The sequence below is a fragment of the Pantoea sp. SOD02 genome, from assembly GCF_024707505.1.
Classification (GTDB): domain Bacteria; phylum Pseudomonadota; class Gammaproteobacteria; order Enterobacterales; family Enterobacteriaceae; genus Pantoea; species Pantoea symbiotica.
In genome coordinates this window covers 678,555-698,684 of the sequence record NZ_CP102605.1, presented here as the reverse complement: position 1 = coordinate 698,684, position 20,130 = coordinate 678,555, and the positions used below count along the sequence as shown (strand labels likewise).

Below are 20,130 nucleotides of genomic sequence, written 5' to 3'. Positions count from 1 at the left end.
CACGATTCCTGACGGACCGGTGTCGATTCGCTCCTGCTCAGCGCCACCTCTCGCCGCATCCATGCGGCTCGCCCTGGAATCCCTCATTCGCTCAGCGGGTTAGGATGTCGCCTCAACACCCGCGCTGCAGCAACTATGCATTTTCCTGACTCACCATCGCTACAAATCCCGTAGGGGCGCCATTCATGGCGACCTTAAAGCGTGTTTGGAATCTACCGGATCTGTAATCCCTCCAACGCCGCCAGCAGCGCATCCACCTTCGGTAGCAGCTGCTTGCGACGCGGCCAGATCAGCGTTAAGGCCAAACCGTCCGGCTGCTGCTCGGGCAGAATAATCTCCAGCTCGCCGCGCGCCAGCGGTTCACGTACCAGCCACGATGGCATCTGCGCCACGCCCAATCCGGCACACAGCGCCTGCATCTGCGCATCCACATCACCCAGCGCCATGCGGTGCGGCAGGTTACGCCAGTGCGGATAGCCATCTTCCGTAGTAAACAGCCACGGCTTGGTGCTGCCATCGACGCGTTCATACATGATCGCCTGATGCTGCAACAATTCGGCTTCGCTGTTGGGCCGACCCACGCGCGCCAGATAATCCGGTGACGCGCAAAACACCATGCGTTCGCGGCCCATCTGACGACAGCCCAGCGAGGCGGGCAGGTCCGGTGAGCCACCAATGCGCACCGCAACATCAATCCCTTCATCAAACAGATCGATAAAGCGGTCCGAAAACGTCAGATTGAGCTCTACATCCGGATGCTGGCGGCAAAACGGAATCAGCAGCGGCATCACGCCAAGACGTCCATAGGTGTTCGGCACCGCTAAGCGTAAGCGCCCGGAAGGAATGGTGCGCTGCGCCGCCAGCACCGCTTCGGCTTCTGTCAGCTCCTCCATAATGCGTAAACAGGTTTGGTAATAGGCGTTACCGGCATCGGTGAGTTTCAGGCTGCGGGTGGTGCGCTCCAGCAGCCGTGAGCCGAGACGGGTTTCCAGCCGCGTGACGCTTTTGCTTACTGCCGAACCGGTGAGATGCAAGCGCTCAGCGGCGGCGGCAAAGCTGCCGCTCTCGACGCTGGCAACAAAGGGAACGATATCTTTCAGGCGCTGATCGTGCATGGATTCGTGAACTCAGGTTGTGAATGCCGTGAATTAATGCCAGAGATGGGAATTTAATTCTCAATTAAACTCATCATTACTGAAACTGAGGAGAATTGAAATGCAAAAGCAGGCATTGATTGTTGGCATCAGCGGCGTGATTGGACGTGCGCTGGCAGAAAAATTGCAGCGCGAAGGTTGGCAGGTGAGCGGTTTATCACGCGGACGTGGCGCTGTGCCTGAAGGTTGCCGCAGCCTGACCGCCGATCTGACGGATGCCGACGCGGTGCGTGCCGCGCTGGCGCAAGAGAAGCCGGATGCGCTGTTCTTCAGCGTTTGGTCGCGTCAGGAAAATGAGAAAGAGAATATCCGCGTGAATGGCGGCATGGTGCGTAACGTGATTGAAGCGCTGGGTGAGCGTCAGAATGGCGCGCATGTGGCGCTGGTGACCGGCCTGAAGCATTATCTCGGCCCATTCGAAGCCTATGGCAAAGGCGCAGTGCCGGTGACGCCATTCCGCGAAGAGCAGGGACGTCAGCCGGTCGATAACTTCTATTACGCGCAGGAAGACGAAGTGTTTGCCGGTGCGGAGAAATATGGCTATCGCTGGAGCGTGCACCGCCCGCACTCCATCGTCGGTTTTGCGCTGGGTAACGCGATGAATATGGGCCAGACGCTGGCGGTGTACGCCACGCTGTGCCGCGAGCAAGGTTTGCCGTTTATCTTCCCAGGTTCGCCCGAGCAGTGGAATGGTGTGTCCGATGTCACCGATGCCGGTTTACTGGCGGAACAGCTGCTGTGGGCCGCCACGGCGGCAGAAGCGGCCAATCAGGATTTCAACGCGGTGAACGGCGATGTGTTCCGCTGGAACTGGCTGTGGCCACGTCTGGCGGCCTATTTTGGCGTGGAAGCAGCAGCGTATCCGACGCAGATGATGCCGCTGGAAGGGCGCATGCAGGATGCCGCTGAAGCGTGGCGCGAAGTGGCGGCGCGTTATCAGTTGCGTGAGGCCGATATCACTAAACTGGCATCCTGGTGGCACACCGATGCAGATTTGGGCCGTCCGATGGAAGCCTTCACTGACATGAGCAAGAGCCGCAAAGCGGGCTTCACCGGTTATCGTTCAACGCTCGATTCATTCACTCAGCTGTTTGATCGTTTGAAAGCGGAGAAGGTGATTCCGCAGTAACGTTCGGTTGATAGAAAATGGCGGCTTGCCGGGCCGAATGCACGTTAGTTAAGCGTAAAATGGTCGCCATGAATGGCGACCCTACAAAGGATTGGCGCGTTTTTCGTAGGGTGCGCATTCATGCGCACCTATATACATAACATCCGGTATTGATCGCAAAGCCTGCGCTAAACGCGTTGAGGTGAAAATATAAATAACGTAAGTCACATCCTGCCTATGATTAGTTTATATCCCTATAAGTAATTAATGATTTTTTATTCATTAACATGCTCATTCAACTGATTTTATTCCTATCATCACTATCCTCACTTTTGCAGTTTAAGTTGTACAATATAAATTATCTTGTACACGTTAAATCCATAGTCTGCTATTTATTTTGAGCGCTGAATAATTTATTTTTCTAATTAAATGTTCAGGAAAAATAATGCGGTCTATATTGATCCTACGCATCTCTTAAATTCGAGGCTGGTATGTTTCTTAACTACTTTGCACTTGGGGTTTTGGTGTTTGTTTTTCTTGTCATCTTTTACGGGATAATTGTGCTCCACGATATCCCTTATCTCATTGCAAAATCACGTAATCATCCGCACGCGGATGCAATACACGTCGCGGGTTGGGTTAGCCTGTTTACACTCCACGTCTTATGGCCGTTTTTATGGATTTGGGCCACGCTTTACCGGCCAGATCGAGGCTGGGGAATGGAAGGTGGGAACGCGTCACTGGAACAACGTATAACGGCGTTGGAACAAAAAGTGACGGCAGACCGGGATTCTCCAAAGGGGTGACATATGGACTTACTGATTATATTGACCTATGTCGCTCTGGCATGGGCCGTTTTCAAAATATTCAGAATACCGGTAAATAAATGGACAGTCCCAACAGCAGCATTAGGCGGTATTGTGCTGGTCAGCGGCCTGATATTGTTAATGAATTATAATCATCCCTATACTTCGCTGGCACAAAAAGCCGTTATCGCCATCCCTGTGACACCGCAAGTGACCGGTATTGTCACCGAAGTCACTGACAAACAAAATATGCGGATTAAAAAGGGGGATATGCTTTTCCGCCTTGATCAAACCTTGTTTAAAGCGCGCGTCGACAGGTTGAATGCTGACCTCGTCACTGCCATCCATAATATTCAGGTGTTACGTGGGCAATTAGAGGAGTCCCTGGCGAATACCTCAAATGTGAGTGCTGAAAGAGATCGGTTATACAAAAATTACCAGCGTTATCTTTCCGGCAGTAAAGCCCGCGTAAATCCGTTTTCTGAAAAAGATATTGATGATGCAAGGCAAAACTATCTCGCGCAGGATGCTTTGGTAAAAGGATCAGTTGCTGAACAAAGGCAGATAAAAAGCCAATTGGATAGCATGGTTGGCGGTGAGCAATCGCAGATTGTCAGCCTGAGAGCTCAGTTAGCTGAGGCGCAATATAACCTTGATCAAACGATTATTCGTGCGCCGAGTGATGGATACGTAACGCAGGTGTTAATTCGTCCCGGTTCTTTCGCATCTTCATTGCCATTGCGGCCAGTGATGATTTTTATACCCGAACAGAAGCGTCAGGTTATTGCACAGTTTCGACAAAATTCGTTATTGCGTTTAACGCCCGGTGACGAAGCGGAAGTGGTATTTAATGCGCTACCAGGGCAAGTATTCAGCGCAAAACTGCTGAGAATTATTCCGGTGGTTTCGGGCGGTACTTATCAGGCTCAGGGAACCTTGCAATCTTTAACCATTGATCCCGGTTCGGATGGCGTGCTGGCAGTGGTTGAATTGGATCCTGATGCGGCAGTCGATGCGTTGCCGGATGGTATTTTTGCGCAGGTTGCTGTTTATTCCGATCACTTTTCCCATGTTTCAGTGATGCGTAAAGTATTGCTCCGCATGACCAGCTGGGTTCATTATCTGTATCTTGATCATTAATAAAACAGAGATGATTTAATGTTTTTCAGTTAAGCATGTATCGGTCGCCATGAATGGCGACCCTACGTCAAGGTTATTGCATTTGAAAACGACTGCCTCAGCATAAGTCATATTCATGCTGAGGCAGTTTTTGCAATTACTTTTTCTTGTAGACGATTGCAGTACCATAAATTTTGTTATTGGTATTCGCGGACGTCACGATATAGATGTCGCCGCCTTTCTCATCTGCCATTTTAGACAGCTCTTCTTTGGCACTGGCGGCATCCATTTCCCCTGAAGTGGAAATGTTGCCAACCTCGACATACTGATCTTTTACTTTTTCAAACTCGACCTTGGTCATCAGTTGCGCGGCAAATGAGCTGAATGATAAAGCGCTTACGACTAAGCCTAAAATTAACTTTTTCATACTGATCCTTGGGTTAGAGAGAAAGTTGAGTTGCTATTATTGTATAGTTTAGAAGCGAAACATTTACAACCTGAAGCAAGTCATTACGATTAGTTTTTGTTGGTAAATTGAATCCATTCCTTCGTTACCCTGTATTTCCATCAGTATTTCAGAAACGTCTTGCCGGTCACAATTTAGTCGAATCGATCCGCTGAAATTTTGTCAGCCCTCACAAAACATTCGAAACATTCTTGTATGGCAGTTAGTCAAGGGTCAATCCTTAAGACATAACTCCTGACAAGGTGCTGCTGATGATTAACCGTTCGGAAGAGAAACCTATCAAATTAAGAAACATGCTGGCCTATGGCGGCGGCGATGTTTTTGGTGGCGGAAGTTTTACGATTCTTGGCCTGTGGCTGATGTATTTCTACACCACCTATGGCGGATTAAGCCCAGCAGAAGCAGGTGCAGTTATTGCTTTTGCGCGCTTGCTAGATGCATTTTTTGATCCGCTGATGGGCTACGTGACCGACAACTTCTGGCGTAATCGGCTTGGGCAGCGTTTCGGTCGTCGCGGCTTTTTCTTCCTGATTGGCGCACCGCTGGTGTTTTTCAGTTACATCATCATGTGGGTCAGCGACATGGGGTTTGCCTACTATCTCGCTACTTACATCCTTTTTTATGCCTGCTACACGCTGGTCATCGTACCTTACGAAACCCTTGCGGCGGAAATGGCTCACGATTTCCACGTGCGCTCACGTCTGACTGGCGTGCGCATGTTCTTCTCAATGGGAGCCGGCATTCTTGCCGCCTGGCTGCCGGGCGCAATTATTGCAGTGCTGGGTGATAATGCCTCCTCATCGTTCCTGTATATGGCAGTCATCTTTGCCACGCTGTTCGCCATCGTAATTTTTGGGCTTTACTTCTTCACCTGGGAACGCGCCATCGAGATCACCGAGAAGCCCGCGCCGGTTGAGTTCAAACGTGACATGAAAGCGCTGTTCCGTTCGCTGCTCTCAACTTTCCAGGTGCGCACCTTCCGTCAACACGTTGGCATGTATCTCGGGGCTTATGTGGCGCTTGATGTGCTTGGCGCAGTGTTGGCGTATTACATCATTTTTGTGCTGGGTCACAGCGCCATTGATGCCGCCAACAGCATGACCTTTATGTCGGTGGTGCAATTCTTCTGCATCGCTGCCTGGATCCCTTTCTGTATTCACATTGGTAATGGCGCGGCCTACAAGCTTGCGCAGTATTTGATGCTCATCAGCGTGGCGCTGTTCATCAGCTTCTATGCGTTTGGCATTAGCGCGGAGATGTGGATGGTTTGGGGCGCAGCGATTGTTATGGGAATGGGGCGATCAGGTACCCAGTACGTGTGCTGGAATATCTACAGCTTTATTCCGGACGTCGATGAAATGCTAACCGGCCAGCGTCGTGAGGGCATCTTTGCTGGCGTGATGACCTTCGTGCGTAAAGCTGTGCAGGCAGTAGCGCTATTTATTGTCGGGCTGGTACTGCAATCCTATGGTTTTGCAGGTAAAGGTGCAGTAAGTCAGCCTCCCGAAGCCATTCACGGCATCGCGCTGGTATTCGGCATTGGTGCGCTAATTTTCCTGACTGTCGGACTGTTTAGCGCCCGTGGTTTTAGTTTGAACCGCCACAATCACGCGCTGCTGATTGCTGAGATTCAGCGCCGCCATGCGGGCGGAAATCCCGCCGAAGCCTCCGCAGAGACGCGCGCGGTTGCAGAAAGACTAACCGGCTGGCCGTGGGCCAGTTTATGGGGCAAAAACGACATTATGAAGCGCATCGATCCACGCGCAGAAAATCTTACTGCTAAAGGAAACCAGCAACATGACACGCATCACCTTTGAAACTATGCAGTCTACGATTGAGCAGGCGTTATTAAACGCTGGACTAGGGGCGAAACAAGCTGCGTTATGCGCGCGAATTCATACCGAAACCAGTTGCGACGGCATTCCGTCGCACGGCCTGAATCGGGTCGCACGCTTCGTTGATTATTTGAAGAAAGGTTGGGTTGATGCGAACGCCGTACCGGAGCGCGTCAAGAGTTTGGCCGTGATGGAAGTGTGGGATGGGCAGCGCGGGCCGGGCATTACCAATGCCATTCTGGCCGTTGACCGCGCGACTGAGTTAGCGCGTGAACATGGCATGGGGCTGGTAGCGATGCGTAACACGACGCATTGGATGCGGGGTGGCACCTATGGATGGCGTGCGGCAGAACAGGGAATGGCCGCAATTTGCTGGACCAACACCGAATCTTGCATGCCTGCGTGGGGCGGTAAAAATACCCGACTCGGCAATAATCCGTTTGTGATGGCAGTACCCGGGAAGCAAGGGCCGTTGGTGCTGGATATGGCGATGTCGCAGTATTCATATGGCAAGCTGCAGGTGACGCGTTTGAACGGGGAACAACTGCCGTATCCCGGCGGATTTGATCAGCAGGGAAACTTGACCAGCGATCCTGCGCCTATCGAGCAATCAATGCGTATTCTGCCAACGGGCTACTGGAAAGGATCCGGTCTGGCAATTTTGCTGGATGCGATGGCCGCTCTACTTTCAGGCGGAAGTTGTACCGCCGAAATTGACACTATCCAGCAAGGCAGTTGCACCGGAGCCAGCCAGATCTTTATGGTCTTCGACCCGGCGCAACTCAGCGGCAGAGATTTCAGCGATCAATTGACTGAGACTATTCAGCAGTATGTGAATGGATCTGAGGTTGCGGAGGGATTCAATCACGTCACCTGGCCCGGTCAGCGCCAACGTGCGACACGTGAGCGTAATAGGGTTGAAGGGATTCCGGTTGATGATGGGGTTTGGCAGGACGTCCAGCAACTGGCGGCGCTCAGTTAAGCATTAATTCGATATGTATGCAGGTGCGCATGAATGCGCACCCTACGAAAAACGCGCCAATCCATTGCAGGGTCGCCATTCATGGCGACCGATTCACGCTTAACTAACGAGCATTAGGATTCTACATCCCCCGTTTTAATCCGTATTTAACGCAACGTCACCCAACGTTTCCCCACCAGTACCATCATCGCCACTATCGTGACTATCGCCGCCAGATGCATGACAAAATCCAGCGGATGCAGATGCACCGGATGACAAAACGCCAGCAGCGTCACTGCCATGCAGGAAACGCCCAAGCCCGCCATCGCTAAGCTGCGCACCGGATGCAGTGCGCGGGTGCGGCGCAGGCTGGCGATCATCAGCGCCATCATCGGTGTGCTCACCACTAGCAGAAAGGTAAAGCAGCGCGCGCTGTCGTTGTCATGTTCGATCGGCACCTCTCCGGGAATCTGGCTGATGCTCATGCCGAGCCACAGCAAGCCAATCGGCAGCAGCGCTTTCCAGCTGATACTGCGGCGTCCGGCGATGCTCATGTTGAAAGCGCTACGAATCGCAAGCGTGCCGAGGATAAACGCCAGCACCAGCTGCAGGATCGCTTGCAACGCGCCGGGCTGCGCCCAGTCGGTGAAACTGCGCTGTACCAAAAAGCTGGCGGCGATGCCACAAGGTAACGCCAGTAGCAGCCATGTGAAGACACGCCTGCCAGTGGATCGCAGCGGTTTAACGGGCCGCATCTCGCGCCCGAGTTTTTCAATTAACAGGTCATGATCGGTCATGATTGGCTCCAAAACGGCGCAGATTGGTCAGCGCGCGGTGCAACAGCGATTTCACCGCTGCAACACTCAGATTGTTATGCGCGGCTGCTTCCGTCAGGCTCATTTCGCGCAGATGAACATGTTCGACAATGTCGCGCTGACGCGAGGGCAGCTGGCGCAGGTAGCCGGCCAGCTCTTCCTGCGTCTCCTGCTGTGGTGCGTCGGGCGGACTGGCCACTTCCGGCATCGCGTCGTCGTTAATTTCCCACTGCTGATGGCGCCCACGTCGCCGCAGCGCATCAATGGCGCGCGCCGAGATAATCGCCATCAGCCAGGGTAAAAAAGGGTAGGCAGGATCATAGGTGTGACGCACCCGATGCACCGTCAGTAGCACATCCTGAATCACATCTTCTACCAGTGCGTTATCGGCGATCTGTTTGCGTGTTTGCGCGCGAATCACCGGCACCAGCGCTTTCAGCAGTCGGGTGTAGGCGAGCTGATCGCCCGCCTGCGCCTGTTCCATCAGCACGGGCCAACTTTCGCGCGCGCTATCGCTTGTTTGCATAATCCGCCTTGTTGTTCTTACGCCTTCTTGCTCGCCTGGTTCAGCGCGTTCACCACAATACTCGGTGTCAGCACCTGCGGCAGCACTTTCGGCGGTCCGCCATCGGCAGGGTAAACCAGATACATCGGTAATCCGCCCTGACCGAACTCACTCATGGTGTCATCCACGTCCGGATTAAATTTAGTGGAATCTGCCACCATGTACAGCGTGCCGGTTTTGGCGATGGCATCTTTCACGGCCTGGGTTGAAAGCGAGGTTTTCTCATTCACCTGACAGGTGATGCACCAGGATGCAGTGAAATCGACAAATATAGCTTTACCGTGACCTCGCTGCGCTTCAACCGCCTGTGGCGTCCATTTGGCTTTGGTCACTTCTGCCGTCAGCTGATCGCCTGCCAGACCAGCGCCGGGTTTGATAAGGCCAGGAAGCGGTGCGATTACGGCGATGATCAGCACCGCCGTAACGGCATACAGCACCTTGTGACTTTTCCCGGCAAAGTGGCGATGTTGCGCCATGCCGTACAGCCAACCGGCGAAGGCTACTATCACCGAGGCTGTCAGTAAGGTTGCCAGTGCCGCGCTTCCCGCTTGCTGCGCCAACACCCACACCAGCCAGGCGTAAGCACCAAACATCGGGAACGCCAGACCGCGTTTTAACACATCCATCCATGCGCCGGGACGCGGCAGGAATTTAGCCAGCGCCGGGAACAGCGATACCAGCGTGAAAGGCGCGGCGAATCCGATGGCCAGCGCAAAGAAGATCACTAAGGCGACGGCGGGCGGCTGCACCAGCGCATAACCGATGGCGCTCGCCATAAAAGGTGCGGCGCACGGCGTGGCGACGATAATCGCCAGCGCACCGGTCAACGCTGAGCGTGTAAAGGCACCGCGACCAACGTCAACCGATCCGACGCGTTGTACCGATAAGCCCACTTCAAACACACCGAGCAGATTAAGCGCGGCGGCGAGGATCACCAGCGACAGCAAGGCGATCACCAACGGAGATTGCAGCTGGAAACCCCAGCCAACCGCCGCACCACCGGCGCGTGCCGCCAGCAGGATGCCTGCCAGCGCCATCATGGTCACCACAACGCCGAGTAAAAAGCCCATCCCTTCACGACGCGCGCTGGCGGCGTTATCGGTATGGCGCAACAGGCCGAGCGCTTTCAGCGAGATCACCGGAAACACGCAGGGCATTAAGTTCAGAATGATGCCGCCGATGAAGGCGGCCAGCATGGCGGTTAACATCGCTGGCCTCTTTGCTTAGTTAGTTTGCGGGTGAGATGCGTCGTATTGCTTAACGGCGGCCATCGCTTTTTCAATGTGCGTGTCTGGGTTTCTGTCAGTGTAACTCAGCAGAATGTTGCCATCGGGCGCGATCACATACGAAGTACGGTCGGACAAGGTTTTGCCTTTCATCTGCATGGTGGTTTGATACTGCGCCGCCACTTTCGCGCCAGGATCGGCGGCGACGGTGAATTTATCGCGGCACTCCAGTTTGGAGAAATCACTGACCTGATCGGTATTACCGGCGGTTACACCCACCACAGTCGCGCCCATTTTGGCGAAGCTATCGGTGGCTTCAGCGAAATCATGTGCTTCAATGGTGCAGCCTGCGCTAAACGCTGCCGGGAAGAAATAGAGTACCACCGGGCCTTTCTTTAAGGCGTTTTGCAGTGAAAAGGTCAACGGCTTACCAGCTAACGCGCCCTGCAGTTCAAAGTTCGGTGCTTTCGCGCCCACCGGCAATGCGGCACCGGCGTTGAAGGCGGACAGACCCAATGCGGCGGTCATGGTCAGGGTACATACGAGGGATTTGATGCGTTTCATTTTCTGCTCCTGCGATGAATGGGAGTTCCGATTTGGATGTCTCAGTAATTCAGTTCGCTGGAGCAGGGAGGAAAGTTTCGGTGGGGTGAAAAATTATTTTTGCAGGCGAGCTATAAAGGCAGACTTATCCTTTGCAGAGGATAAATTTGCTTAACTCCAGTTCGCCATTCATGGCGTAATGCCGCTCAGTTAAGCATTAGTTTGCATATGTATGCAGGTGCGCATGAATGCGCACCCTACGAAAAACGCGCCAATCCTTTGTAGGGTCGCCATTTATGGTGACCGAAAGACGCTTAAGTGACGAGCATACCGCCATGAATGGCGACCCTACGGAGTGGGCTGAATACCCTTGCAAAACAGACTCAACGTATGCTGCACAATAATTTCGCGGTGGTAAGCGGGATCGTTGGCAAAGCGGGTGAAGGGTACCAGCACCAAACTCAGAATTGAGGTCATCAGCAGTTGCGGCTCCAGATCGGGGTTGAGTAATCCTTGCTGCTGCCAGCCCTCAATCAGTTTTTTCACCTGATCGCGTTCGTCGTGACCAAAGCGTTTTTTAATGTGCTGCCCTAAACCACCTTCACCTTGCATCACTTCCTGCATCCACAGCGGCGCGAACCAGTTGTGCGTGGTGACGATATCCGCCACTTCAAGGATAAAGGCACTGAATGTGGTGACAGGGTCACGCGGATCATCCATAAAGTGCGCCACTAATCGCTGGCGTAATGGCAAAAAACGCTCCTCAACCACAATATCCAGCAGCGATTCGCGCGACTGGAAATAGTAATTGAGCATCGCCGGACTAACGCCCGCTTTGCGCGCAATCGCGTTGAGCGAGGTTTCGCCGATGCCGTTTTCGGCATACAGCGCTAAGGTGATGTCGAGCAGCAGTTCGCGCTGTTGCACGTTGATGGCGCCACCGCGTGGACGGCCAGGACGGCGGGGTTTGGCGGCGTTGGCCATTTCGTCAGCAGGGACTTTTCGTGCGGTCATCTTTACTCGCTCACTTGATTCGTGTCAGACTGCGATCAATATTAATTAGGTATTTAATTAATTTCAATTGGTGTCTGTTATGAAACCCCAAACACTCGCGCCTCAGTCGGGCGGCGGGCAGGATAATCCTCCTTCCGTACGCCTGCTGATGAGCGCTTTATTACTGGTGATGCTGCTGGCGGCGCTGGATCAAACCATCGTCTCCACTGCATTACCGACTATCGTCGGCGAACTGGGCGGGCTCGATCGCCTGTCGTGGATCGTCACCGCCTATATGCTGGCTTCCACTATTGTGGTGCCGCTGTACGGCAAGTTTGGCGATCTGTTTGGCCGTAAAACCGTGCTGCAAATCTCGGTGATTCTATTCCTGATCGGCTCTGCGCTGTGCGGTCTGGCGCAGAATATGGAGCAGCTGATTTTCACCCGCGCGCTGCAAGGCTTAGGCGGCGGCGGGTTGATGGTGGTGAGCATGGCGGCGGTCGCCGATGTGATTCCACCGCAAGATCGCGGTAAATATCAGGGCCTGTTTGGTGGCGTATTCGGTTTAGCCACCGTAATTGGTCCGCTGCTGGGCGGCTTTATCGTGCAGCATGCGTCGTGGCGCTGGATTTTCTACATCAATCTGCCGCTTGGTTTGTTTGCGCTAGTGATCATTAATGCGGTGTTCAGGACCGATAACAAACGTAAGCCGCATGAAATCGACTATCCGGGCGCGGTGTTTCTTAGCTTGGCGCTGGTGGGCATTACGCTGTTCACCAGCGAAGGCGGCACGTTGCGTGAATGGTCCGATCCGCTGCTGTGGTGCATTCTGGCATTTGGTGTGATTGGCGTGATCGGCTTTATTTATGAGGAGCGCCGCGCCTGGGAACCGATTATTCCGCTGTCGCTGTTCCGCAATCGCAGCTTCTCGCTCGCCAGTTTAATGGCGTTTATTGTTGGCATGTCGCTGTTTGGCAGCGTGACGTTTTTACCGCTCTATCTGCAAGTGGTAAAAGGCTCAACGCCCACCGAAGCCGGTTTGCAACTGCTGCCGCTGATGGGCGGATTGCTGATCACCTCCATCGTCAGCGGACGCATTATTAGCCGCACCGGCAAATATCGGCTGTTCCCGATTTTTGGTACCTTGCTGGCGACCATCGGTATGGCGCTGCTCACCACGCTGACCATCGATGCGCCGCTGTGGCATATCTACCTGTTTGCCTGCGTATTGGGCATGGGAATGGGCATGGTGATGCAGGTGCTGGTGCTGGCGGTGCAGAACACCGTGACGCCCGATCGCATCGGTGTCGCGACGTCGTCGGTTACGCTGTTCCGCTCGGTGGGTGGTTCGATTGGCGTGGCGCTGTTTGGCGCGGTGTTCAGTCAGGTGCTGAAATCGGGTTTAACCACGCTGGTGGAGCAGGGCAAAGAGCTGCCACGTGCGCTCGATCCGCAAGCGGTGCATCGTTTGCCGCATGATGTACAACAAGCCTATTTGCAGGTGTTTGGCGATGCGGTGCACTCAGCCTTTCAAATGGCAGCGGGCGTGATGTTGCTGGCCTTTGTGCTGTCGCTGTTCCTGCCAGAATCACCGCTGCGCAAGAAAGACGTAGCGGCTTAACGCTGTTACACCGCCGCGCGCTGCTGCAAGGTTTTTACCGCTTGCGCAGCGTCGCGGCCCAGTTCCGACAAATCCACTCCGGTAATCACATCATCCTGCATCAGCACTTTTCCTGCGCAGATCAGCGCTTTTAAACTGGCGCGTCCGCCGCTGGCCACCGGGCCAATGGCGAGATCGTGCAGGCCAAAATAGCGAGGATCGTCAAGGCGATAGACGGCAATATCGGCGGCCATGCCGGGTGCGAGGCGGCCGGTGTTCAAACCCAAGACCTGCGCGCCGCCGGATGTGCCCCAGCGCACCACATCTTCGATGCTGGCGGCATCGCCACCGCCTTCAAAAGTGCCACCGGCATAGCGCGGCTGCGCCAGCATGCCTTTGCGTGCGCGCTGTAGCTGCCAGGCGGCGTGGGTTTCGCTTTGCATATCCGCCGCCTCATTCGAGGCCGCGCCATCAACGCCAATCGAGATCTTTACGCCCGCCAGCTCCATCGCCACCAAATCGGCAATGCCGCTACCGAGACGCGCGTTACTTTGCGGGCAGTGCGCGATACCGCTGCCCGCCGCGCCCAGCATGGCGATCTCTTCCGGCAGCAGTTTCACCAGATGCGCAAACCATACGTCGTCGCCAATCCAGTCGTGTTCGGCGCAAAATTGCAGCGGCGTCATACCGAATTTAGCGCGTGCGGCGTCGAGGTAATCAACGGTTTCCGACAGATGGCTGTGCAGACGAATGCCGAGTTGTCGTGCCAGGCGCGCGCTTTCGCGCAGTTCATGCGGCGTGGTGGAGTGCAGCGTGGTGGTCGGCGCCATCACGATGCGGCGCATCGCGCTATCATGCGGTTGGTGATAGCGCGCCACCAGCCGATCGACATCGGCCATCATGCTGTCAAAGCTTTCCGGGCGCAGCGCGGTGGGCAAGTCGCTCTCTAAGCCACGGCTTTGCGTGGCACCGCCGCGACACAGCACGAAGCGCACGCCCAGCTTGTCGGCTTCATCGAACAGGATTGCTGCGCCATCAAACGGCATATCTGGCCAGTAGAGATAGTGATGGTCGGCGATGGTGGTGCAGCCAGAACGCACCAGCTCGACCAGGCCGACGCGCGCGGCGATGCGAAACGTCTGTTCATCGAAGGCACCTCGAAAGCGATACGGCGTCGCGGCCAGCCAGCCGCCCAGGCTGAGATTGAGCCCTTGCGGCTCGCCTTTGAGCAGCGATTGAAACAGATGATGATGCGTGTTGACCCAGCCGGGATAGACCACGCAGTCGCGAGCGTCGATCACGATTTCATCGGTGATAGTGTCGAGCTCGCCCATCTCCGCAATCAGGCCATCGCGGATGCGAATATCGCGCGCGCTACTGCGCGGTTGCTGTTTGTCGCCGGTCAGAATCGCGGCGCAGTGTTTGATTAACAGTTGGCTCATGAGTAACTCACTCCGCTTTGGCCGCGACAAACTGCGTGCTAAACGCGCTCTGCCAGTCGGTGGAGGCTTTGAGCAGACCGGCGTTGACCATAAAGTCACGCGTTGCCTGCCAGCGCTTATCCGTCATCACACCTAGACCTTGTTTCGCCGCATCACCGCCGTCAATCAGATGCAGTGCTTTCATTTGCGACACGCCGAAGGCAAGTATCGCGTCGGTCATCTGCGGGTTCTCTCTTTTGATCAGTGCATTACCGGCAGCCGGATTGGCGAGGTAGGATTGCCAGCCTTCCATCGATGCCGCAACAAAACGCTTCATGACGTCCGGCTCTTTCTGCAGTAAATCGTCGCGCGTCACCAGAATGCCGCCGTATGCCGGATAGCCATAATCGGCAAACAGATAGAATTTGCTGTCCGGCTGCACCTGTTTGATCTGCTGCACTTCGGAGGTGGCATACGCCTGCTGCGCGGTATTTTTGTCGGCGAGGAAGGGTTGCATGTTGAAGGTGTAAGGGCGCGCCTGACCATCCTGCAGCTGATATTTGCCTTTCAACCACGGCCACCAGCTGGCTTGTCCGCTGGCTGATACCAGTACGGTTTTCCCTTTCAGCTGATCCAGCGACTTCACATCGCCGTGGGTGACAATGCCTTGCGGATCAAACTGAAACGGCGCGGCGATGGCCTTCAGCGGGAAGTTGCGCTCAACGCCCTGCAGCACTTGCAGATCGTAGCTGACGATGACATCAGCACGATTCGCCAGCAGCAGCGTCATGTTATTCAGCTGCGGCCCGCCGGAGCGCACCTCGACATCCAGCCCGTATTTTTTATAGATGCCGGTGGCGACCGCCTGGTAATAACCGCCTTGTTCAGCCTGCGCGACCCAGGTGGTTTGTAATACCAGTTTGTCGGCGGCGTGCGACAGGGCAGAAGTGCTCAGCAGAGCAGCGAATAAGGAGAAACGGAAACGCGACATTGTCATAAAACCCCCAATAAACGTTGAGTTTGTTGTCGTCATCAGGGGCGTTGCGGCGCATGGCGTGCTCACGATGCGTAATTCGCATCGTCCCCTGACGAGGTACAGCTAATGCTGTAGAGCAATGTCCTGCGTGAATCTGCTGTCACGCTGACCGCTTATACTCAACGGGGATTTAGCAAAGCGCATGCCATTCATGTAACACGATGAAAATATTGAGTTTAATCTGAAATGTGATGAGATTTTGCGTCATCCGCTGATCTTTGATGATGCAAGGCGCCCATTTTTGCACCGCCGTTGTGCAGGCATGATGTGCAAGATGGCTTAACTTGTTGATTTAACGGAGCACCGTGAGCTGGCACAGGCTTTGCTTGACTGAAAATGAGTAGAAGCTGTCAACCGTGGTTTCACCCGGTGGGTCATTGCTCGATCGCCTGCACGTTAAGCAGGCGCGGGGATGACTGCCACACAGCGGGTGGGTCATCCGTTATCGCTCAATAACGAGGTGCACCAATGGAAAAGACCACTTATGACATGCATGAACTGGCAAAAGAATCGCGGATGGGCGCGCGCGGCGTGGAAGCGGCGCGTGATGTGCGCATCATTGATCTCTCAGATTTCGATCAACGTAAAGCCGAAATAGCCGATCAGTTGTGGCAAGCCGCCACTGAAATTGGCTTCTTCCAGGTTTCCGGCCACGGTATTCCCCTCGACGACATCAATGCGGCTTTTGCTAACGCCGAGCGCTTTTTTGCGCTGCCACAAAGTGACAAAGCGCGTCATCCACTCAGCCGCAATGCCGGCTGGGAATACCGCGCGCAGATTCGTCCCTCCACCGGTAAACCGGACCAAAAAGAGTCGTATCAGGTGACGCGTCCGCGTATGGAAGGCTTATGGCCGGATGATGCCACTTTGCCCGGCTTCCAACATGATGTACTGAAGTTTGAGCGTCAGTGCTGGGAAGTGGGCATGCGCTTGCTCTCCTGTTTTGCCCTGAAGCTGGGATTCCCCGACAACTTCTTTGCCAAAGCGCATGAGCCATCACGCGAAACCTATCAAAGCACGCTGCGTATGCTGCACTACTTTGCCATCAGCGGTGAGCCAGATGGTCCTTGGCGTGCGGGTGCGCATACCGATTTCGATTGCCTGACCTTGCTGTTCCAGCGTGATGGGCAGGGCGGTCTGCAGGTGTGTCCGGGCAAAGAGATGGAGGAGCAAATCTGGACGCCGATCGCGCCGCTGGAAGGCTTAATTACCTGTAATATCGGCGATATGTTGATGCGCTGGAGTGATGACAGGTTGCCGTCGAATTTCCATCGCGTCAGCAATCCGCTGCCGGGTGAATCGGTGCCGGCACGCTACAGCCTGGCGTTTTTCTGCCAGGCGAACGAAGACGTGATTATTGAAGGACCAGAGAAAAAATATCCGCCTATTTCCGCGAAGGATTATCTGGCACAGCGTATTAGCGCTAATTTCTCCGGCAAGTATTAAACGTACAGCTGTAAGTCGAAATTGATGTCATTCTGTGCAGGAGCGCAAATATTCTCCTGCACAGAAAAAGCGCAGCGCGGGAAATAGATTTTTAACTCAAATACAAGATGTTACCGTTGCGTAAACTTAGGTAAAAACAACCGGCAAATAAAAGATTTCACCGCACGCCTATTTATTTCTGCAACTTTTTTACGGTATAAATCTCTAACCACTGTCTCCCTCAGCGAAAACACCAACACATGATCAATTCTGCCGCCAGCAAAGTTATCGCCTGCCTGTTTCTTTTTACTCTGGCCGGTTGTTCTTCTAAGTCTTCGCATGCGCCTGCAGAGGACAGCGTGGATACCTCGGCAGACGGTGGCAAGCAGCCCGATTTAATTCCGGTGATTGCCGCGCTGCACGATCAAATGCATTCGTGGGAAGGGACCAAATATCAGTGGGGCGGTACGCAATTAACCGGCGTCGATTGCTCAGGATTTGTCTGGCGCACGCTGAAAGATCGCTTCAATATTCCGATGGATCGCGTCACCACCAAAGAGTTAATTGCCATGGGAAAACCGGTGGATCAGGCGCATCTGCAACCCGGTGATTTAGTGTTCTTCCGCATTAAGCGCGAGCTGCACGTCGGCTTTTATGACACCGATCATCAATTCCTGCACGCGTCGGTCAGTCAGGGCGTGATGCGCTCTTCGCTAAATAATCCGTACTGGAAATCGGTTTATTTAGAGGCGCGCCGTTTGCCGAAAGAACAGAATTCGCAGATCAGTTTCAATTATAAAAATAAGGTTTGATGGGTGCGCGTTAATGCGCGATTGGTTGTCGGTTGAGAATGAATAGGTCGCCATGAATGGCGACCCTACGGTTAATTAGAACTGGTATGAAACGCTCATCGAAACACTGCGCGGCGCGCCATAAACGTAGCTGTTCATGTAGCTGTAATATTCGCGATCAAATAGGTTATCGACGTTCGCCTGCAACGCCACCTGCTTAGTCACCTGATAACGCGCAAACAGCGATGCCAGTGGAATGCTGCCCTGATAAACGCGCACGGTATCGCCGCTGGCATTGGTGGCATCTTCAAACACACGGTTCTGCCAGTTGATGCCGCCACCAACCGTCAGGTCCGGCAACATTGGTAGCTGATAACGGGTGAACAGTTTGAAGGAAGTTTGCGGCTGATAGCTGTTGAAACGTCCCTCTTTATCCCGCGCCACGTAGCGTGTGGCACCGAAAGTCAGCTGCAGATTATCGGTTAGCGCACCGTTCAGCTCAAACTCCGCACCTTTACTCACTGCACCTTTGGCGGGCGCATAAGCCTGTTCGTTGCCGCTCAAGTAGACGCCAGCAATCGCCTGACCAACGTTGTCTTGTTCAATACGGAATACCGCCACGGTCGCGGTTAATCGACCATCATACCAGGCGGACTTCAGGCCGGTTTCATAGCTTTTACCGGTAACCGGCGACAGGTATTTGCCGCTGGTGTCGCGGTAGGTTTGCGGCAGGAAGATCGAGGTATAGCTGCCGTACGCCGACCATGTATCGTTGATGTCGTACACCAAACCAGCGTACGGCGTGGTGTTGTTTTTCGTCATATCGCCGCTGCTGCCGTTGGTGCTCCACTGCGTATAGCGTGCACCAATAATCAGCGACAGCGGATCGGCCAGCGAGAAGCGCGCGGCGGTATAAGCTGATTTCTGACGAATGGTATCGTCAGCATTCTGATACCAACCTTGCCACTGCGGCTCGGCGATGTTGCCGTTCCAGTTGTTGTTAAAAATGCCCATATCGGCTGAGGCGATATCGTAGTTTTCCAGATCGGTAACGCCATCCTGGCTGTAAGTCGCATTGTGCTGGCGGCTGTAGCTCACGCCCGCCATCAACTGATGCTGACGCCCTAACAGCTCAAACGGGCCGCTGGCGTAGCCATCGAACGAATCCATCTGGCGTTTACCGCGATCCATGCTGCCGTAGCCGGTGGTGCCTTCGCCGCTGTCCTGATCAGGGCTGCCCATGACATACAGCAACTTATCGTTAAAGGTATTCTCCGCGTGCGTGCCGTTGACGTGGATGTTCCAGCCGTTATCGAAGTTATGATCGATGTCGGCGAACACTTTGCGCGAATTGGTGTTGTAGCGCGCCCAGTTGGCGGCGGAGTTGAGGCTGCGATCGTAATGCGTGGTAGCGTTGTTGCTGTAGAACATCGGCAAGCCGCCCCACGTTGGATTGCCGGTGTTGGCATCTTCGTAGTCGTAGCCCAGCGACAGCGTGGTGTGCTCGGTAATATCGGCATCAATCACGCCGTAAAGGAATTTTTTGGTTTTGTGGTAGCGATCGAGCCAGCTGTCTTCATCGCTGTAACCGGTCACTACGCGGCCGCGCAGGCTGCCACCCTGATTCAACGGCGCAGAGAGATCGGCAACATAACGCTGTTTGTTCCAACTGCCGTAGCTGGCGCTGACCGAGCCGGTGACGGTTTTGCTGTCGGCGTGTTTGCGCACCATGTTGATCGATGCTGACGGGCTACCCGCGCCGGTCATCAATCCGGTGGCACCGCGTACGATCTCAATACGATCGTAAATGGCGGTATCCGAGGCGGCATCGCCGTAATTCCAGGTGTCATTTACCGACGTGGGAATGCCATCGAAGGAGAAGTTGGTGACTTTAAAGCCGCGCGAATAGTATTCCGAGCGCTCGCTGTCGATCAGGTTGGTTGAGATGCCGGTGGTGTTGGTCAGTACATCGTTCACCGATTGCAGGTTCTGATCCTGCATGCGCTGCTGCGTCACCACGCTCATCGACTGCGGCACATCGCGTGGCGTCAGCAACAATTTGGTGCCCGCCCGCGTGGTTTTCACCGCGTAATCCTGCTTTTCGTTGTTATCGCTGTCGCCGGTTGCGGATGCATCGACCACCAAATCCTGCTGCGTGTCGCTTGCCGCCTGCGCCATATTTGGCGCAAGCAGGGCATGAATCGTCACCGCCAGCAGTGAGACGTTAAAGGTTTTCCTGATGCCAGACATAAAATTTCCTGTAGAA

At 54.4% G+C, this 20,130-nt stretch carries 18 protein-coding genes; 8 read left to right on the top strand and 10 right to left on the bottom strand.

Annotation, left to right across the window (positions count from 1 at the left end; genetic code table 11):
* Window positions 1-212: 212 nt before the first annotated feature.
* Window positions 213-1,115 (bottom strand): LysR family transcriptional regulator, encoded by a 903-nt coding sequence (locus NR302_RS22730; RefSeq protein WP_258145384.1) that lies wholly within the window; start codon window positions 1,113-1,115, stop codon window positions 213-215.
* A gap of 100 nt (window positions 1,116-1,215) precedes the next feature.
* On the opposite strand from NR302_RS22730, the gene NR302_RS22725 reads away from it, so the two are divergent.
* From NR302_RS22725 to NR302_RS22715, 3 genes are all read left to right on the top strand, one after another.
* The gene (locus NR302_RS22725; protein ID WP_258145383.1) at window positions 1,216-2,283 is read left to right on the top strand and encodes an SDR family oxidoreductase; all 1,068 of its coding nucleotides are present in this window, start codon (window positions 1,216-1,218) and stop codon (window positions 2,281-2,283) included.
* 470 nt (window positions 2,284-2,753) lie between these two features.
* Window positions 2,754-3,068: a DUF3302 domain-containing protein gene (locus NR302_RS22720; protein ID WP_258145382.1), complete on the top strand. Its 315-nt coding sequence runs from the start codon at window positions 2,754-2,756 to the stop codon at window positions 3,066-3,068.
* 3 nt (window positions 3,069-3,071) lie between these two features.
* Entirely contained in the window at window positions 3,072-4,208 is a 1,137-nt protein-coding gene (locus tag NR302_RS22715; protein ID WP_154157510.1) for an HlyD family secretion protein, read from the top strand.
* Between the two features lie 136 nt (window positions 4,209-4,344).
* On the opposite strand, the gene yahO is transcribed toward NR302_RS22715, so the two are convergent.
* On the bottom strand, window positions 4,345-4,614 hold the full coding sequence (gene yahO / locus NR302_RS22710; RefSeq protein ID WP_061719146.1) for a DUF1471 family periplasmic protein YahO: 270 nt from the start codon (window positions 4,612-4,614) through the stop codon (window positions 4,345-4,347).
* Window positions 4,615-4,904: 290 nt separating this feature from the next.
* Between yahO and NR302_RS22705 the strand changes: the two genes are divergently transcribed.
* Together NR302_RS22705 and yiaK are read left to right on the top strand one after the other, a co-directional pair.
* Window positions 4,905-6,470: an MFS transporter gene (locus NR302_RS22705; RefSeq protein ID WP_008101935.1), complete on the top strand. Its 1,566-nt coding sequence runs from the start codon at window positions 4,905-4,907 to the stop codon at window positions 6,468-6,470.
* On the top strand, window positions 6,451-7,470 hold the full coding sequence (yiaK, locus tag NR302_RS22700; RefSeq protein WP_258145381.1) for a 3-dehydro-L-gulonate 2-dehydrogenase: 1,020 nt from the start codon (window positions 6,451-6,453) through the stop codon (window positions 7,468-7,470). The genes NR302_RS22705 and yiaK overlap by 20 nt, the downstream gene beginning before the upstream one ends.
* A gap of 146 nt (window positions 7,471-7,616) precedes the next feature.
* On the opposite strand, the gene NR302_RS22695 is transcribed toward yiaK, so the two are convergent.
* The 5 genes from NR302_RS22695 to NR302_RS22675 all read right to left on the bottom strand — a co-directional run bounded on the left by NR302_RS22695 (window position 7,617) and on the right by NR302_RS22675 (window position 11,612).
* Window positions 7,617-8,246 (bottom strand): DUF1109 domain-containing protein, encoded by a 630-nt coding sequence (locus tag NR302_RS22695; RefSeq protein ID WP_258145380.1) that lies wholly within the window; start codon window positions 8,244-8,246, stop codon window positions 7,617-7,619.
* A complete protein-coding gene (locus NR302_RS22690; protein WP_258145379.1) occupies window positions 8,233-8,790 on the bottom strand; it encodes a sigma-70 family RNA polymerase sigma factor in 558 nt (185 codons plus the stop codon). Before NR302_RS22690 ends, NR302_RS22695 begins: the two co-directional genes overlap by 14 nt.
* A gap of 17 nt (window positions 8,791-8,807) precedes the next feature.
* Window positions 8,808-10,037 (bottom strand): protein-disulfide reductase DsbD, encoded by a 1,230-nt coding sequence (locus tag NR302_RS22685; protein ID WP_258145377.1) that lies wholly within the window; start codon window positions 10,035-10,037, stop codon window positions 8,808-8,810.
* 15 nt (window positions 10,038-10,052) lie between these two features.
* Window positions 10,053-10,619, bottom strand: coding sequence for a peroxiredoxin (locus NR302_RS22680; protein ID WP_008101921.1), 567 nt, complete (start codon window positions 10,617-10,619; stop codon window positions 10,053-10,055).
* 327 nt (window positions 10,620-10,946) lie between these two features.
* Complete coding sequence (locus NR302_RS22675) at window positions 10,947-11,612, bottom strand: TetR/AcrR family transcriptional regulator (RefSeq protein ID WP_258145376.1); 666 nt, start codon at window positions 11,610-11,612, stop codon at window positions 10,947-10,949.
* 79 nt (window positions 11,613-11,691) lie between these two features.
* Between NR302_RS22675 and NR302_RS22670 the strand changes: the two genes are divergently transcribed.
* Window positions 11,692-13,212, top strand: a complete 1,521-nt coding sequence (locus NR302_RS22670) for an MDR family MFS transporter (protein ID WP_258145375.1) — start codon at window positions 11,692-11,694, stop codon at window positions 13,210-13,212.
* 5 nt (window positions 13,213-13,217) lie between these two features.
* Here NR302_RS22670 and NR302_RS22665 read toward each other — a convergent pair whose 3' ends face one another.
* A complete protein-coding gene (locus NR302_RS22665; RefSeq protein WP_258145374.1) occupies window positions 13,218-14,633 on the bottom strand; it encodes an amidohydrolase family protein in 1,416 nt (471 codons plus the stop codon).
* A gap of 7 nt (window positions 14,634-14,640) precedes the next feature.
* The gene (locus NR302_RS22660; protein ID WP_258145878.1) at window positions 14,641-15,603 is read right to left on the bottom strand and encodes an ABC transporter substrate-binding protein; all 963 of its coding nucleotides are present in this window, start codon (window positions 15,601-15,603) and stop codon (window positions 14,641-14,643) included.
* Window positions 15,604-16,116: 513 nt separating this feature from the next.
* Between NR302_RS22660 and NR302_RS22655 the strand changes: the two genes are divergently transcribed.
* Together NR302_RS22655 and NR302_RS22650 are read left to right on the top strand one after the other, a co-directional pair.
* Entirely contained in the window at window positions 16,117-17,094 is a 978-nt protein-coding gene (locus NR302_RS22655) for an isopenicillin N synthase family oxygenase (RefSeq protein WP_154191035.1), read from the top strand.
* 239 nt (window positions 17,095-17,333) lie between these two features.
* Complete coding sequence (locus tag NR302_RS22650) at window positions 17,334-17,885, top strand: C40 family peptidase (protein WP_008101910.1); 552 nt, start codon at window positions 17,334-17,336, stop codon at window positions 17,883-17,885.
* Window positions 17,886-17,960: 75 nt separating this feature from the next.
* Here NR302_RS22650 and fhuE read toward each other — a convergent pair whose 3' ends face one another.
* Entirely contained in the window at window positions 17,961-20,114 is a 2,154-nt protein-coding gene (gene fhuE / locus NR302_RS22645; protein WP_258145373.1) for a ferric-rhodotorulic acid/ferric-coprogen receptor FhuE, read from the bottom strand.
* Window positions 20,115-20,130: the final 16 nt, after the last annotated feature.